Origin of the sequence: Streptomyces sp. NRRL S-646 (assembly GCF_000720765.1) — a bacterium.
GTDB lineage: Bacteria > Actinomycetota > Actinomycetes > Streptomycetales > Streptomycetaceae > Streptomyces.
This window is the reverse complement of record NZ_JODC01000001.1, coordinates 143,005-158,030: the sequence shown is the minus strand read 5'-3', so window position 1 is coordinate 158,030 and position 15,026 is coordinate 143,005. Positions and strand designations below refer to the sequence as shown.

17 protein-coding genes are annotated in these 15,026 nt (G+C 69.2%); 8 read left to right on the top strand and 9 right to left on the bottom strand.

The features are described from left to right. Positions 1-19 precede the first annotated feature (19 nt). The 3 genes from IH68_RS0100690 to IH68_RS0100680 are packed head-to-tail and all read left to right on the top strand — an operon-like array spanning position 20 to position 2,868. Positions 20-838, top strand: coding sequence for an ABC transporter ATP-binding protein (locus IH68_RS0100690; RefSeq protein ID WP_037884458.1), 819 nt, complete (start codon positions 20-22; stop codon positions 836-838). After that, positions 835-1,716 (top strand): ABC transporter permease, encoded by an 882-nt coding sequence (locus IH68_RS0100685; protein WP_030926795.1) that lies wholly within the window; start codon positions 835-837, stop codon positions 1,714-1,716. The genes IH68_RS0100690 and IH68_RS0100685 overlap by 4 nt, the downstream gene beginning before the upstream one ends. Before the next feature lie 60 nt (positions 1,717-1,776). Further along, positions 1,777-2,868 (top strand): ABC transporter substrate-binding protein, encoded by a 1,092-nt coding sequence (locus IH68_RS0100680; protein ID WP_030926793.1) that lies wholly within the window; start codon positions 1,777-1,779, stop codon positions 2,866-2,868. A gap of 58 nt (positions 2,869-2,926) precedes the next feature. Here the strand turns inward: IH68_RS0100680 and IH68_RS0100675 are convergent, their stop codons facing one another. The 5 genes from IH68_RS0100675 to IH68_RS49390 form a co-directional block, all read right to left on the bottom strand. Beyond that, positions 2,927-3,595: a response regulator gene (locus tag IH68_RS0100675; RefSeq protein ID WP_030926791.1), complete on the bottom strand. Its 669-nt coding sequence runs from the start codon at positions 3,593-3,595 to the stop codon at positions 2,927-2,929. After that, positions 3,592-4,869, bottom strand: coding sequence for a sensor histidine kinase (locus IH68_RS0100670; protein ID WP_030926789.1), 1,278 nt, complete (start codon positions 4,867-4,869; stop codon positions 3,592-3,594). The genes IH68_RS0100675 and IH68_RS0100670 overlap by 4 nt, the downstream gene beginning before the upstream one ends. Positions 4,870-4,892: 23 nt before the next feature. Beyond that, a complete protein-coding gene (locus IH68_RS0100665; RefSeq protein WP_030926787.1) occupies positions 4,893-5,732 on the bottom strand; it encodes an ABC transporter permease in 840 nt (279 codons plus the stop codon). Then, a complete protein-coding gene (locus tag IH68_RS0100660; RefSeq protein ID WP_030926784.1) occupies positions 5,729-6,667 on the bottom strand; it encodes an ABC transporter ATP-binding protein in 939 nt (312 codons plus the stop codon). Before IH68_RS0100660 ends, IH68_RS0100665 begins: the two co-directional genes overlap by 4 nt. A gap of 215 nt (positions 6,668-6,882) precedes the next feature. Beyond that, positions 6,883-7,188: a tetratricopeptide repeat protein gene (locus IH68_RS49390; RefSeq protein WP_199931821.1), complete on the bottom strand. Its 306-nt coding sequence runs from the start codon at positions 7,186-7,188 to the stop codon at positions 6,883-6,885. Positions 7,189-7,355: 167 nt separating this feature from the next. On the opposite strand from IH68_RS49390, the gene IH68_RS52535 reads away from it, so the two are divergent. Continuing rightward, a complete protein-coding gene (locus IH68_RS52535) occupies positions 7,356-7,517 on the top strand; it encodes an alpha/beta hydrolase (RefSeq protein WP_078912276.1) in 162 nt (53 codons plus the stop codon). A 2-nt stretch (positions 7,518-7,519) separates the two neighbouring features. Here the strand turns inward: IH68_RS52535 and IH68_RS54920 are convergent, their stop codons facing one another. Both IH68_RS54920 and IH68_RS0100640 read right to left on the bottom strand, forming a co-directional pair. Next, positions 7,520-7,708 (bottom strand): hypothetical protein, encoded by a 189-nt coding sequence (locus tag IH68_RS54920; RefSeq protein ID WP_030926779.1) that lies wholly within the window; start codon positions 7,706-7,708, stop codon positions 7,520-7,522. Positions 7,709-7,809: 101 nt separating this feature from the next. Then, positions 7,810-8,670, bottom strand: a complete 861-nt coding sequence (locus IH68_RS0100640; protein WP_030926777.1) for a LysR family transcriptional regulator — start codon at positions 8,668-8,670, stop codon at positions 7,810-7,812. A 107-nt stretch (positions 8,671-8,777) separates the two neighbouring features. On the opposite strand from IH68_RS0100640, the gene IH68_RS0100635 reads away from it, so the two are divergent. Beyond that, complete coding sequence (locus IH68_RS0100635) at positions 8,778-9,776, top strand: 4,5-dihydroxyphthalate decarboxylase (protein WP_030926775.1); 999 nt, start codon at positions 8,778-8,780, stop codon at positions 9,774-9,776. 616 nt (positions 9,777-10,392) lie between these two features. After that, complete coding sequence (locus IH68_RS0100625) at positions 10,393-11,199, top strand: SCO6745 family protein (RefSeq protein WP_234341137.1); 807 nt, start codon at positions 10,393-10,395, stop codon at positions 11,197-11,199. Here IH68_RS0100625 and IH68_RS59640 read toward each other — a convergent pair. After that, positions 11,165-11,659, bottom strand: coding sequence for a nucleoside deaminase (locus IH68_RS59640; protein WP_078912253.1), 495 nt, complete (start codon positions 11,657-11,659; stop codon positions 11,165-11,167). The genes IH68_RS0100625 and IH68_RS59640 overlap by 35 nt on opposite strands. Positions 11,660-11,792: 133 nt before the next feature. Further along, complete coding sequence (locus IH68_RS0100620) at positions 11,793-12,488, bottom strand: SDR family NAD(P)-dependent oxidoreductase (RefSeq protein ID WP_030926770.1); 696 nt, start codon at positions 12,486-12,488, stop codon at positions 11,793-11,795. A gap of 102 nt (positions 12,489-12,590) precedes the next feature. Here IH68_RS0100620 and IH68_RS0100615 point away from each other — a divergent pair, with 102 nt between their 5' ends. Both IH68_RS0100615 and IH68_RS0100610 read left to right on the top strand, forming a co-directional pair. Next, positions 12,591-13,469 carry a helix-turn-helix transcriptional regulator gene (locus IH68_RS0100615; protein WP_030926768.1) on the top strand — a complete coding sequence of 293 codons (879 nt, stop codon included), beginning with the start codon at positions 12,591-12,593 and terminating at the stop codon, positions 13,467-13,469. A 72-nt stretch (positions 13,470-13,541) separates the two neighbouring features. Continuing rightward, positions 13,542-14,003 (top strand): alpha/beta hydrolase fold domain-containing protein, encoded by a 462-nt coding sequence (locus IH68_RS0100610; RefSeq protein WP_078912252.1) that lies wholly within the window; start codon positions 13,542-13,544, stop codon positions 14,001-14,003. The last annotated feature ends 1,023 nt before the right edge of the window (positions 14,004-15,026 follow it).

The following is a 15,026-nucleotide window of genomic DNA, read 5'->3' as shown; positions in this document are numbered from 1 at the left end:
AGGGTCCGTAGCCGAGAAAATCGGCCCCGACAACAGCGCGCGAGTCGAGATTTCAGGGCTCACCAAACGCTTTCTGACTCCTGCGGGTGAGGTGTTCACGGCACTGCAGGATGTTTCGTTCACCGTGGAGCCCGGCCAGTTCTGTGCGGTGGTCGGCCCGACCGGCTGCGGCAAGTCGACGACCCTGAGCCTGGTTTCCGGGCTCGACCGGCCCAGTGAGGGTTCGGTCAAGGTGGGCGGACGTGAGGTGGACGGCGTCACCCACGGCGTCAGCTTCATGTTCCAGAGCGATGCGCTGCTGCCCTGGAAGACGGTTCTCGGCAACGTCCTGATGGGCCCGGTCTTCCGCGGAGTGCCCAAGCAGAAGGCCCAGGCCTCGGCGCGCGACTGGCTGCGCCGGGTGGGTCTGTCCGGGTTCGAGGACCGCTATCCGCACCAGCTCTCCGGCGGCATGCGCAAGCGCGTGGCCATGGCTGCGGCGCTGATCAACGAACCCAGGATCCTGATCATGGACGAGCCGTTCGGCGCGCTCGACGTGCAGACCAAGGCGATCATGTCGACCGAACTGCTCGCCCTGTGGGAGCAGATCCGGCCGTCGGTCATCTTCATCACCCACGACCTCGACGAGGCCGTGGCACTCGCCGACCGGGTCGTCGTCATGACATCCAGCCCCGGCTCGGTCAAGGCGGTCTTCGACATCGACCTGCCCCGCCCGCGCGGCTCGGTCCAGGAGATCCGCTTCCAGCCCCGCTTCATCGAACTTCAGCACCAGATCTGGGACTCGCTGCGCGAGGAGGTGGAGCGCGCCTACGCACGCACCGCAGGAGGTACGGCATGAGTACGACGTCCACCGCTTCCGCCGCCCCGGTCCAGGACCGCACAACGGTCTCGGCCAAGGCCGCGGCCAAAAGCGCCGTCCGCCGGCGCACCTCGCTCGTGTGGGCGGGCCGCATCGGTCTCGCCGTCCTCGTCATCGGCGGCTGGCAGGCCTTCACCACCTGGGGGATCGTCGACAAGTTCTTCTTCGGGCAGCCGTCCGGGATTGCCCAGCGGCTGGTCGACCTCATCCGCCACGGCACCGAGTTCGGGTCTTTCTACGCCAACATCTGGACCACACTCCAGGAGGCACTTGCCGGCTTCGCCCTGGGGGCCGTCACCGGAGTGATCTTCGGTGTGGCGCTCGGCCAGAGCCGCTACCTCTCCGACGTGCTCGGTCCCTACATCAAGATGGTCAACGCGATCCCGCGCATCGTCCTCGGCTCGATCTTCATCGTCGCGTTCGGCATCGGTGTGCTGCCGAAGATCCTGCTCGCCGCGGTGCTGGTGTTCTTCATCGTCTTCTTCAACGCCTTCCAGGGCGTCCGCGAGGTGGACCCCAACATCCTCGCCAACACCAGGGTGCTGGGCGCCTCGCAGATGCAGATCACCCGGCACGTCATCGTGCCCTCCGCGCTCACCTGGATCATCGCCAGCCTGCACAGCGCCTTCGGCTTCGCCATCGTCGGCGCCCTGGTCGGCGAGGTGCTCGGCGCGCAGAGCGGCCTGGGGCTGGTCATCAAGACCGCGCAGAACAACTTCGACCCCAACGGCGTGTTCGCCACGATGCTCGTCATCTCGGTGATCGTGCTCGGCGCGGAATGGCTGATCGGCAAGCTCGAGCACCGGCTGCTGTCCTGGCGCCCGCCGGCCCCGTCAGAGGCCAACAACACCATCTGACCCACATCCCTCCCCTGCGCACCGCGCCTCTTCCACCTCAGCAAAGGAATGTGACCAGCCATGTCCGGACGACCCGTCGCCGTCGCCGCGTCCCTCCTCACCGTTCTCGCCCTCGGCGCCGTCACCGCCTGTTCGAACAACTCCGGCAGCAGCACCGCGAGCAGCGGCTCCGGAACGCCGACCGTCAAGCTCATGGCCGGCGGCCTCGACAAGCAGATCTACCTGCCGTACCAGCTCGCCCAGAGCCTCGGCTTCTACAAGAAGTACGGCGTCGACGTGCAGCTGAGCACCGAGCAGGACGGCGGTGTCGGCGCCGAGGAGGCCATGGCCTCGGGGCAGGTAGACATGGCGGGCGCCTGGTACAACCACACGATCGAGTTCCAGGCGAAGGGCAAGGCGGTCGAGGACGTCGTGCAGCTGTCCGGCGCGCCGGGCGAGCGTGAGATGTGCACCGGCAAGTCGGGGATCCACTCCGCCGCCGACTTCAAGGGGAAGACCCTGGGCGTCACCGACCTCGGCTCGGGCACCGACACCCTCACCCAGTTCCTGGCCGCCAAGAAGGGGCTCAAGACGAGCGACTTCCACCGGATCGGGGTCGGTGCGGGCTCGACCGCCATAGCCGCACTGCAGAACGGCAAGGTCGCGTGCGTCATGACGACGCAGCCGACGGTCGCCGCGATCGAGAAGAAGGGCGTCGGTGCGTCCGCGGTCGACCTGGCCACCACGCAGGGCGCCACGGCGGCGATGGGCGGCGCCTTCCCCGCGGCCAGCGTGCTCGCCCGCACCGACTGGGTGAACTCGCACAAGGACACGGTGCAGAAGGTCGTCGACGCGCTCGTCGCCACCATGCACTGGATCAACACCCACAGTGCGGCCGACATCGCGAACAAGCTGCCGGCCTCCTTCGTGTCGAACCAGCTGGTGACCAAGGCCGACTACATCAAGGCCCTGACCGAGGACAAGGGTCAGTTCCTCCCGGACGGCATCATGCCGGCCGGCGGCCCGAAGACCTCCTTGGCGACGGAGAAGCTGGTCGGCAACGTGAAGGGATCGGTGGACCTCAGCAAGACGTTCACCAACGACTTCGCCGTCCAGGCCAACAAGACCGAGGGCTTCAAGACCACGACGGCCCCGGCCGGCGCGAACGGCTGAGCCCGCACCACTCACGGGGCCGCCCGGGCGACTGTCGCCCGGGCGGCCCCGGGCTCGTTCAGCCCGTGCTGGGCCGGGCGAGGCCCAGGTCGTAGGCGAAGATCACGGCCTGGATGCGGTCCCGGGCACCGATCTTGGCGAGGACGCGGCCCACATGGGTCTTGACGGTGGACTCGGACAGGACGAAGTGCGTGGCGATCTCGCCGTTGGTCCAGCCCTTGCCGACGGCGACGAGGATCTCGCGCTCGCGGTCGGTCAGGGAGCTGAGCCTCCTGTCCTCGGCGAGGTCGCCTCGGTGCGCGGGGACGTACTGGGTGAACTCGTCCAGGAGGCGGCGGGTGAGCGCGGGCGCGATCACCGCGTCGCCGATCGCGACGGCACGGATGCCCGCGAGGAGTTCCTCGGGGCGCGCGTCCTTGAGGAGGAAGCCGCTGGCACCGGCGCGCAGGGCGGCGTGGACGTACTCGTCGAGGTCGAAGGTGGTGAGCACGAGGACGCGCGAACGCTCGCCGGCGGCGACGATGCGGCGGGTGGCCTCGATGCCGTCCATGCCGGGCATCCGGATGTCCATCAGGACGACGTCCGGGCGCAGTTCGGCCGCCTTGCGGACGGCTTCGGCGCCGTGGGCGGCCTCCCCGACGACCTCGGTCTCGGGGACGGAGTCCAGGAGGATGCGGAAGCCGTAGCGCTGCAGCGGCTGGTCGTCCACGACGAGCACCGTGGTCACCGGACACCGCCTTGGGGCGTGAGGTCGAGGACGGCCTCGACGCTCCAGCCTCCGCCGCCCGCCGGTCCCGCGCTGACGGTTCCGCCGTAGAGCGCCGCCCTCTCCCGCATGCCCACCAGTCCGTGCCCTTCTTCGTGCGGTCCCGGCGGCGTCGCCGGTCCGGTGTCCTGGACCCGGATGGTCAGCCGGGTGTCGGCCTCGATGATCGCCAGATGTACCCGGGTGTCGGCGTCGGCGTGTTTGAGGGTGTTGGTGAGGGCTTCCTGGACGATGCGATACGCCGTCAGCTGCACCCCGCTGTCCAGGGCGTCCACGTCGCCGGAGGTCCGGTAGACGACCTCCAGTCCGGCGGCGCGCACCTTGGCGCACAGGGCGTCGATGTCCGCCATGCCGGGCTGCGGGCTGAGTTCGGGCCCGGCCGAAGGTCCGTCCGCCGGCTCGCGCAGCACACCAAGTACGCGCCGCAGCTCACCGAGGGCCTGGCGTCCGGTGTCGCCGATGAGCTGGAGGGCCTCCTTGCCGCGTTCGGGGGCGAGGTCGGTGGCGTAGGCGCCGGCGTCGGCGAGCGTGATGATGACGGACAGGTTGTGGCCGACGATGTCGTGCATCTCGCGGGCGACACGGGTGCGTTCGGTGGCCGTGGCCAGCCTGCTGCGCTGGTCCCGCTCGATCTCCAGCCGGGCGGCGCGCTCCCGCAGTCCGGCCAGCTGGGCCCGGCGGATGCGGACCATCAGGCCGAGCGCGAGGGCCGCGGTCGTGGTGCTCAGCAGGAAGAACAGCGCGTCCCAGACGGACATGGCCGCGGACACCCGTACGGCGACCAGCACCATGGCGCCCGCCATGGTGGCGCAGGCCCACGGCAGCTGCTTCAGCCGCCCGTGCAGGGCCAGGCTGTAGAGGGCGATGAAGAGGGCGATGTCCGCGCGCAGCACCGCGTTCAGGGACCACTGCAGGACGAACACCGCGGCGATGACGCCGAAGGCCGCCAGGGGCCTGCGCCGCCGCCACAGCAGGGGCAGGACCAGTCCGGCCTGCAGTGCCAGCATGCCTGCGAAGGGCAGGTGGGTGAAGGCGAGCCGGAAGCGGCGCGGGCCGTCGCCGTCGCCGGCCCCGTCGTGGATCAGGTCGGGCAGGCAGAACATCAGGAAGACCAGGACCACGACCGCGGTGTCCAGCACCCACGGACGGTTCCGGTCGGCCTGCCTGAGCCGCTGGCCACCCCGGGACAGGCGGGCGACCAGCGGTCCCATCCCGCTGATGTCATCGGTGGTCACGGACGTCACCTGTCCATGGTGCGTCAGACGTCGCTGCGCGCGAGCCGGTAGGCCGCGCCGCCCAGCGCCAGGACGGTCCAGCACAGGAAGACCAGCAGGCCGGCGCCGGGGGACAGGGTCGTCGAGTCGTGGGTCAGGGCGAACATCGACTCTCCTGCGTTGGACGGCAGGTAGGGGCTGATGTTGTCCTGCCAGGAGCTCGGCAGCAGCGAGATCAGTCCCGGGATCAGCATGAAGGTGGCCACCAGCACCGAGATCCCGCCGGCCACCGAGCGCAGCAGCGCGCCCAGCGCCGTGCCGATCACCCCGACCAGGCCGAGGTACAGCCCGGCGCCCAGCAGACTGCGCAGCACGCCCGCGTGCGAGAGGCTCATGGCCGCGGGCGTGCCCGAGACGATGCCGCTGCCGAACCCGAAGGCGACGAACGCGCCCAGCGTCCCCACCGCCAGCGCGACCAGCCCGAACACGGCCGCCTTGGACCACAGCACGGGCAGCCTGCGGGGCACCGCCGCGAGCGTGGAGCGGATCATGCCGGTCGAGTACTCCCCCGCCGTGACCAGCACGCCGAGGACGCCGAGGGCCAGCTGGGCGAAGTTCGTGCCGAACAGGGACAGACTCACGGCCGTCGAATCGGCGAAGTCCCGGTCGATGTGGCCGGAGTCGATCCCGGACTTGTAGCGGCTGGCGGCGATCAGTCCGAACGCCACCAGGAACAGCAGGCCGAGACCCAGGGTGATCCAGGTCGAGCGCAGGGACCAGAGCTTGGCCCACTCCGAGGACAGCACGCGCCTTCCGGTCACCCGGTAGGCGGGGCGGTCGGGGGCGGTGCGGGGTTCCTCGACGGTAGCGGTGAGGGTGCTCATGCCGGCCTCCCGAGAGTCTCGATCCCGGTGGTGGATCCGTGGTACTCCACGGCCTCCCTGGTCAGGTCCATGAATGCCTCTTCCAGCGACACCGTCCGTGCGCTCAGCTCGAACAGCGGGATCCCGTGCTCGGCCGCCGTGAGCCCGATCTGACGGGCAGTCAGCCCGGTCACCTGCAGTTCCTCGGAGCCGACGCGTCCCGTGATGTCGACGCCGGGCCCCGCCAGTACGTCCCGCAGTCGCGCCGGGTCCTGGGTCGCGACCGTCACCGTGTCGCCGCCCGCCTCGCGGATCAGCTCCCCCACGGTCGTGTCGGCCAGCAGCCGCCCCCGCCCCACGATGATCAGATGATCCGCCACCAGCGCCATCTCGCTCATCAGATGCGAAGAGACGAACACCGTGCGGCCCTCGCCGGCGAGCGCCTTGAGCAGATTGCGGATCCACAGCACGCCCTCCGGGTCCAGCCCGTTGACCGGCTCGTCCAACATCACGGTCTGCGGATCGCCCAGCAGCGCCGCCGCGATGCCCAGCCGCTGACCCATCCCGAGGGAGAAGGCACCGGCCCGCTTCTTCGCCACACTGGCAAGGCCGGCGAGGTCGATGACCTCGTCGACCCTGCCGCGCGGAATGCCGTGGGTCAGCGCGAGAGCCCGGAGGTGGTTGTACGCCGAGCGGCCGGGGTGAATCGACTTCGCCTCCAGCAGGGCTCCGACCTCCTGGAGCGGGGCCCGGTGGCGGGCGTAGTGGTGACCGTTGACGGTGACGGAACCGCTCGTCGGGGCGTCAAGCCCGACGATCATCCGCATCGTTGTGGACTTCCCCGCGCCGTTGGGCCCCAGAAAACCGGTCACCGTGCCCGGCTTCACGACGAAGTCCAGCCCGTCGACGGCCGTCTTCTCGCCGTACCTCTTGGTCAACTGCCGTGCGTCGATCATGCGCGTTCCCTCTGTCGGCCTACGGCGTCCGTCGCTTCCGACGCCTCACCGGCAACGCTAGGAGCCGATCCGCCCGATCCCGTGGTACCGGGAGGCCGACCCGGGCGGTGCACGTGGTACCGCGGTACTACGCGGCTGTCATCCGGCCGCAGGCCGCAGCGGCTGAGGAGCTCCGCGTGGGCGCAACCGTGCCACGAGGCGCCCGCGAGTGGCTGTCACCAGCAGCTTCCCGCCAGAACCCAGGAGCGGATGTGCGTGCGGGCTTCCTCGATCCACCCCGACACGGCCTTGGCGCCGCAGCTCTCGGCGACCGACTGAGCCTCGTCGAGGTGACGCAGCGCCGTCGAGGGGTCACCGGTCTCGGCCGCGAGGTAGGCCAGCGCCACCAGGCCCGCCGCTTCGCCGGGCCGGAAGCCGATCTCCCGGCGCAGCATCACCGATTCGGTCAACCGCTCGCGGGCCTGATCGAAATGGCCTGCGTCCTTGTCGGCGAAGCCGAGATGACGGATCGCACAGGACATCGTCAGCCGGTCCTCGACGGATTTCGCCAGCGCGTACGACCGCTCCAGTCCTGCCCTTGCATGCCCTGCCCCTCCCCCTTGGACGACGACCGTGCTGAGGCTGCCTCCGCGCTCTTGGCGGAAGCCGGGAACTTCCACTGACGAGACGTCTTTGATCAGCGATTGCCATGCACCGTGCCCTGCACGGCGAACGCCTGGTGTACGTCCGCGGCGGCCGCGGTCACGCCGTCTACGCCTTCCCCGGCGCCCCCGCCTGCGTCACCCGCACGGTCGACGCCCATCTCACGGACGGGCACCTGCCGAGGACCGACGTCACGTGCGGTAACTGAGTTCAGGGATCGTACGGCGCGATCGGCGGCGGAGACGGGCCCGAGGCGCTGGTGTCCGGACAGGTGGCACCAGGCGGGTAGGTCGAGTGGTGCGGCGAGGTCGGTGGCGGTGACGGGACGACGGTGCCCGGTGCCGCCCCGTCGATGGCCCGGCGCAGGCGCAGCAGCTGGTCCTGGACCAGCGGGATCACAGACGTCCTCGAACAGCTCGCGCTCCTGCCGAACCCCGGCTGACCATGAGTTCCCTCTGCGGGCAGCGGCACTCTCACTCCACGAGCAATCGATGCCTGTTTCACGTGTGCCAGCAGTGCTCTGCGACTTGGGTGAAGCCACGTACCAGTGGGCTGCGTGCTGTCCTTGGCCAGGCCACGACGAGTTCGCTGGGCGGGCGGTCACTGAGCGGGACGACGACCAGGCCGTCGGGCATCGGTTGGTCGATGGGAGCGAGAGCCGATGTGTTGTTCCACAGGACCGCTTGCAAGCACTCCTGGATCGTTCGCATGACCGGCGATGCGTCGTTGTCGTTGTCTCCACCGCCGGTCCAGTACGACGTCCACGCCGCATCGGCGCCCTCCGGCAGCCGCACCCATCGGCGGCCGGCGAGGTCGGTCGACGAGAGAGAGGCATGGGCGGCGAGCGGATCATCGCCGCGCATGACTACGCCGACGGGTACCGAGCGCAGGACGTGGGTGCTGATGCCGGTGTCGTCGAAGGGAGTTCGGGTGATGGCCACGTCCACCAGTCCCGCGCGGAGTCCGGCTGTCGGGTCGCCGAGGTCGGCTTCGTGGATGGTGACGTGGATGTGCGGATAGCGGGCCCGGAAGAGCGAGACCAGTCGGCCACCGACCTGTTCGGCCGCGTCCGCCAGCGTCCCAACGGCGAGGGGCGCTGTGCCCGCCGCAGCGGCCACTCGCCTGCGGAGCCCGTCCACTCGCCCCAACAACGCCCCCGTTTCGCCGTACAGAACCTCGCCAGCGGGCGTGAGAGTGACGCCCTTGGGAGTGCGCTCGAACAGCAGGACGCCGAGTTCGTCCTCAAGCTGCCGGATCGCGCGGCTCAGTGGCGGCTGTGTCATGTGCAGGCGGTTCGCCGCCCGGCCGATATGACACTCCTCGGCGACGGCGACGAAATACCGCAGCGAGCGAAGGTCCACCTCAAACACGATACCCGTGCGGTATCGGAGGTTCCCAAAGGGTCTTGGACAGCCGACAGTGCGACGTCCAACGATGGAAACAGCAGAGCCGACGAAAAGGAGTATTCATGGCCGCCCCTGCCCTCACGGTCGGGTGCTTCCCGTACGACACGACGCGGGCCCTGTTCGACGGAACCGTAAGCACCGACGGCATCGACGTCACGATGGAAACCGCAGCGAACCTGCCGGAGCTGTTCGACCGACTGATCCGCGGAAACGAGTTCGACGTCTCCGAACTCGGTCTCACGTTCTACCTGCGGCTGCTGGAGACCGGCCTGCCGTACGTAGCGTTGCCGGTCTTCCCGAACCGCGAGTTCCGTCACTCGTGCATCTTCGTCAATGCCCACGGCGGGATCAGGGAACCGAGCGATCTCGCGGGCAGGACCATCGGCGAGTTCGGCGTCTACGGTCAGGACTCCGGTGTGTGGGCCAAAGGAATCCTGATGGACGAGTACGGCTTCAACCCCGAGGAGAGCCGTTGGCTGATCGGCGGCCTCGAACACCCCGCGCCCCCCTTCGGCTTCATCCCCCATCCGCACCCGGCCGAAGTCGACGTGCGCATCGCACCCGGGGGAAAGACACTGAGCGCGATGCTCGACGCCGGTGAGATCGATGCGCTGTTCTCGGCGAACGTCCCGCAGTGCGTGCTCGACGGATCCCCGAACGTCACCCGGCTGTTCCCCGACTTCGAGCTGCTGGAACGCGACTACTACCGGCGAACCGGCGTCTTCCCGATGATGCACACCATCGTCATGCGGCAAGAACTGCTGCGGGACCATCCTGAATTCGCGCACGGCGTCTACCGTGCCTTCTCCCGGGCGAAAGACGCCGCTGCCGAACGCTACCGCCAAAGCCGCAGGCTCTACCAGGTCCAGACCATGATTCCCTGGATGAACGCCCTGGTGGATCGCAACGGTGAAGAGTTCCCCGAGGACTGGTGGCCCTACGGCATCGCGGCCAACCGCGCCGCCCTCGACACCTGCCTGCGCTATCACTACCAGCAAGGCCTGACCAGCCGGCAGTGGAGGATCGAGGACGTCTTCGCCGCGGAATTGCTCGACACGTAACCGCCATCCTTCACGAGCAGCGATCTCCACAAACTGAGGCCGATTCGAGGCGCCTCAATGGTCCCAAATGACGGTCCTGGCGCGCATTCCGTGAAGGCGATCACGCGCCTCGTCTGTATGACACGGTGCGTCGGAGTCAGACCTTCCCACTGGAGCGTGCGGCCGACGCCCACGCCGCCATGGAGGCCAGGAAAACGATCGGCAAGACGCTCCTGCTGGTATCAGCGGCACGTGCCTCCAGGCATCGGTACGGGGCTGCTCTCGACCCTGAGCTACGCCCACGCGGTGCGCGCACTCGGCAGCAACCTCGCTGCGACAGCCGGCGCGATCAGCCCCGTCCTGACAACTCTCATCGCCGTTCCTCCCTTCGAGGAGCCCATCACCCCAGGCGTGAGCGCCGCCCTCACGCTCATCGTCACCGGCGTGACGGTCTTCAACATCGCGCCGCGCCATCGTGAAAACGGACCGAAGCCCGGACGCCGACCCTTCTGCACTCCTTCCCTTTCGGTCGCCGATGAGTTCCGGTGTGCCGGACGGTCCAAGCCGGCACACCTCACAAAGGGAGAACCCGATGGGCAAGACGTGCTTGCATCCGATGACTCACATCGCCCGTCGCATGTTCGAGCTCCTGGAGCCGATCTGCCTGGTCACGTTCATGGCCGATGAGTGCAACGAGGAACTGGCCGCACTCGGCCACCGCACCTACTGGGACGGCTACTTCGCCAGCCGCGCCGCACCACTGGGACGAGTGCCGGCCCAAGTCGTACACGCAGCCTTCTACAACTTCGCCGACGGGGAAGCCGCACGGCACATCCCCAGCGCCTGGGAGACCATCCCGCCCGAGGCCTCCGTGGCCGCGCGGGAGCGGGGCAGTGCGGCCTCCCTGCGGCGCATCCTCGGCGACGAACTGTCCGACTCCCCGGGCCTGGTGCGCGCCGCAGACCTGACCACCAAGGCCGCGGCGAGCGCCCCCACCGAAGGCCGGGTGATGTACGCCGGCATGCGCACCCTTGAGGTACCCAGCGACCCCGTCGCCCGACTGTGGCACTCCGCGACCATGCTGCGCGAGCACCGCGGCGACGGGCACATCGCCGCTCTCGTCGGCGCCCGCATCGGCGGCACGGAGGCCCACGTGCTCTCCGCTCTGGAGATGGGCATCCACCCCCCACAGTCGTTCGGACGCATCCATCACCTGCCCAAGGAGCGCCTGGCCGCGGTCATGGACGGCCTGCGCGAACGCGGACTCATCGACACCGACGACCACTTCACCGACGCCGGCCGCGCGACCAAACAACGCATCGAAACCCTCACCGACGAACTCGCCACCCCGCCCTACGCCGCCCTGTCCCCCGCCGAACTCGACGAACTGATCACCGAGCTCGAACCCATCACCGCGGCCCTGGCGGCCACAGGCTCGCAGTGACACGCAGACATTGCTGCAGATCCGTCGTGCGACCCGATCCCAGGCGATGACACCCGCGTCCTGCGCAGGGTCGTCGGTGTCCTGTGCCTTCTCTGATCATGAAGGTCCATCGCACGGCAAGTGGAGCAGCGGTTCGTTCGGATCCGCTCCCGCGAGGACATTCAGGCTCCGTGGCCGCGAGCGCGTACACGACTCGGCGGACACCGCTCCAGTAGACGGCGCCGGAGCACATCGCACACGGTTCGGGGCTGGCGTACACGGCGGCCTCGAGGAGCTGACTCGGTTCCAGCGTGCGCGAAGCCAACCGCACCAGGTTGGTCTCCGCGTGACCAGTGAGGTCGCGTTCTGTCAGCACCGTGTTCTGGGTCGTGGGCAGGACATCTCCAGCGGAGTCGGTCAGCAGCGCGCCGAACAGATGGTTGCCCTTCTTAGGCGCCCGGGCACCCCCGCGCAGGCTCACGAGGCTGTCAGTTTTTCACCATGGAATGTCGTCCCGGCACCCGAGAGGGCTCACATCCCGGCAGGTCAAACCTGAAACGATGTTCCAGTGACAGCCTCCTCCGTACCGGGCGTCCTCCGTGTTCAGAGGTGGATCACCAGGCCAGCGCACCGTGACGGTCGCGGAAGGTTCCGGTCGGTCCGTCCGCTCCGACGGTGGCGAGTTCGACGATCGCGTCGGTCCCCTCGGTCACGGTCTGCGGGCCGCTGTGCGCGTTGAAGTCGGTCGCGGTGTAGCCCGGGTCGGCCGCGTTCACCTTCACGTCGGGCCAGGACTTCGCGTACTGCGTGGTCAGCATGGACACAGCGGCCTTCGACGCCGTGTAGAGCGGCGCGAGGTTCCTCGACTCGACGCGCTCGGCGTCGTGGGTGGCGGCGAACGACCCCATGCCGCTGGAGACATTGACGATCACCGGGTGCGCGGACTTGCGCAGCAGGGGCAGGAAAGCGTGCGTCACCCGGACGATCCCCACGACATTGACCTCGAACACCGCGGACGCGTCGGCGGCCGTGAGCTGCTCGGCGGGGCGGTGCGGCCCGAAGACACCCGCGTTGTTGATCAGGACGTCGATGGCGCCCTCGCGGGCCGCGATGTCGGCGGCGGCCGCGACGACCGACTCGTCGTCGGTCACGTCGATCTGTACGAAACGGGCACCGAGTGCGTCGGCGGCCGCCTGGCCACGCTCTGGATCACGAGCGCCGACGACGACGGTGTGACCGGCCTCGATCAAGCGGCGGGCGGTCTCGTACCCGAGGGATTTGTTGGCTCCAGTGATGAATGTTGTCGTCATGCATTCACCCTCGGCCCGCGGCGCGATGACAACCAGTGCTCTGTGCGACGGTAGGACTGCCCGTACCAGGCACAGCGGCTGTCCGGCGGACACAATGGTCGGGTGGACGAGACCCTTGGCACTGCACTGCGCCGCTGGCGCGACCGGCTTTCTCCCCTCGATGTCGGGCGGACCTCGCAGGCCGGTCGACGTGCAGTGGGGTTGCGGCGCGAGGAATTGGCCGAACTCGCAGGGCTGTCGGTCGACTATGTGGTGCGCCTGGAGCAGGGGCGCGCCACCAGCCCCTCTGCGCAGGTGGTCGCGAGCCTGGCCAGGGCCCTGCAGCTGCAGCCCGCGGAGCGCGATTACGCCTACCGGCTGGCCGGCCTCCTCCCCCCGCACGAGGGGACGATCTCCACGCATGTTCCGGCCGGGGTCCAACGGATGCTGGCACGCCTAGGGGAATTCCCCGTGGGCGTGTTCAGCGCCGACTGGACCCTGCTGTCCTGGACTCCCGCCTGGGCCGCGCTGCTGGGCGACCCCAGCGCACGCACACCCACCGAGCGGAGCCTGGTGCGGTCGGTCTTCGCCACAGGCCCCTCAGGGCTCGCGGCCTGGCCCGTGATCCAGGAGGGCGACACCCTGAAGGCCACCCTCGTCGCCGATCTGCGCACCGCTCTCGTCGACTACCCCCACGACCGCGGCCTGGCCGACCTTGTCGAGGAACTCCGTTCCGCCAGCGCGGAGTTCACCCGCCTGTGGGACGAGGGGGCGGTCGGTGTGCACGTCTCGGCCCGCAAGACCATCGTGCACCCTCAGGTCGGCGAGGTGACCTGCGACTGCGACGTACTCACCGTCCCGGGCTGCGACGTCCGCCTCATCGTCTACACGGTGGCAGCAGGATCCGCCGATGCCGAAAAGCTGGAGTTCCTGCGGGTCACGAACGGCGTCCGCGCCGACGGCCCCTCATCTCCGGGGCCGGGTCTGTTCTCCACGTCGTAGCAGTCGGGCGGCCGGACCCCGTTCAGCCGCCGGAGGTCAGGCCATCGTGGACCCGCCCCACGCCAGGTTCGCTTGCCCGCCGCAGCGGTGACCCTCGCCGGCGACTCAGCCGGCGGCGGTCTCGCGCTCGGCATCGCCCAACAACTACCGGCGGCAGGTCTACCGCAGCCCCGCCGGATCGATCTGAGCTCCCCCTGGCTCGATCTCACGCTCAGCCAACCCGCGGTGCAGTCCGTCGCACGGCATGACCCGTGGTTGTCCCCTGCCGGCCTCGTCGAGATGGGCCACGCCTGGGCGGGTGGTGATGATCCGGCCGACGCGCGCCTGAGCCCGATCAATGGCCCGCTGAACGGCCTCGCACCGGTGTCGGTGTTCATCGGCACCCGCGACATCTTCTACCCGGACGTGTGCCGCATGCGCAACCGCGCCGCCGCCGAGGTGACGACACTCGACGTGACGGTCTGCCCGGGCGCCGTGCACGTCTACCCACTGCCCCCCACGCCCGAAGGCCGGCCGCAGCCACCCGCATCGTGAAGGACATCTCTCAGTAACGGAGTGTCAAACGCAAACGTGTTGATGGCCGCTACGAGGACGGTCGCCCAAGCGGGGCACTCCGATGCGACCCGGGACGGCCTCGAACTGCGGGAGTCCCCGCAGTGCCCGGCAGTGTTTCCCGGGCGCGCTCCCGGAGGCAGTTGGCGGGCCGACTGGCCGGTACCGATCGCATGCTCAGCGTCACCGCCGCCCGCACGCCAGCATCGTCGGTAACCTTCTCGACCGGGGCGTGGGTGTACGCCGCCGGCGCGCCTAGGACCCCGTGGGCCCGAAGCCGCCCTGACCAACCAGGAGTTGGCCGACAGGGGCTGTAACGCGAGGAACGCCGGACTACGGCCGTGTGCCCGTGCGCACTTGGCCCGGCTCAGTTCCACTTGTCCACCCAGTCCGACTCGGGGGGGCCACCCCCGCCACGGTCCGCCTGCTGCCCGCCCCGAGACCCAGCAGATGATTCGCCGCAGCTTCACCTCGGACCGGCTCCCTCACACCGTCGAGGTGCTGCAGCGCGGGGCCTGGTCGACGGAGCGGCGCCGCCGCGGCCAGGCGCCGACATACAGGAGCGTGGTCGGTCCGGCCTTCGGGGTGCTCTGCCTGCAAGTCGGCGCGAGGGCCCGGAGGCGACGCCGGGGCACCAAGGACGTGGGGGTGCACCCCGGTGTCCGACTGCATCGGGTCGTGTTCCAGGAGGAGCACCTCAACGAGCAGCTCAACGAGTCCTCAAGAACGTGCAGAGGAGCGGACAGAAGCACACGGCAGCGCATTATCGATCCGTCGCCGCAGCCGGACCACTGCGCCCCGGCCGAGTCCTGTCGCCTTTCCGATGCCGAGATGCAAGGTGCCGACCGTGACATCTGCGGACGGTGGCGGCAGGGGGCGGGCGCCCCCGACTGGCCCGATCGCCCAAGGCGGCCTGGGTATACGACACTTCCGCGGCCGCTCGACTCGTCCGATCCCCCGTTGTGGAAGCCGGCCGGCCACTCGTCGGGACGCGCCGCTCAATCG

What these genes read in the sequence shown, in the direction of transcription:
- IH68_RS0100685 (WP_030926795.1), top strand. Translation starts at nt 835, where the DNA reads ATGAGTACGACGTCCACCGCTTCCGCCGCCCCGGTCCAGGACCGCACA.
- IH68_RS0100680 (WP_030926793.1), top strand. Translation starts at nt 1,777, where the DNA reads ATGTCCGGACGACCCGTCGCCGTCGCCGCGTCCCTCCTCACCGTTCTC.
- IH68_RS0100665 (WP_030926787.1), bottom strand. Translation starts at nt 5,732, where the DNA reads ATGAGCACCCTCACCGCTACCGTCGAGGAACCCCGCACCGCCCCCGAC.
- IH68_RS0100660 (WP_030926784.1), bottom strand. Translation starts at nt 6,667, where the DNA reads ATGATCGACGCACGGCAGTTGACCAAGAGGTACGGCGAGAAGACGGCC.
- IH68_RS49390 (WP_199931821.1), bottom strand. Translation starts at nt 7,188, where the DNA reads ATGTCCTGTGCGATCCGTCATCTCGGCTTCGCCGACAAGGACGCAGGC.
- IH68_RS52535 (WP_078912276.1), top strand. Translation starts at nt 7,356, where the DNA reads ATGCACCGTGCCCTGCACGGCGAACGCCTGGTGTACGTCCGCGGCGGC.
- IH68_RS0100635 (WP_030926775.1), top strand. Translation starts at nt 8,778, where the DNA reads ATGGCCGCCCCTGCCCTCACGGTCGGGTGCTTCCCGTACGACACGACG.
- IH68_RS0100625 (WP_234341137.1), top strand. Translation starts at nt 10,393, where the DNA reads ATGTTCGAGCTCCTGGAGCCGATCTGCCTGGTCACGTTCATGGCCGAT.
- IH68_RS0100620 (WP_030926770.1), bottom strand. Translation starts at nt 12,488, where the DNA reads ATGACGACAACATTCATCACTGGAGCCAACAAATCCCTCGGGTACGAG.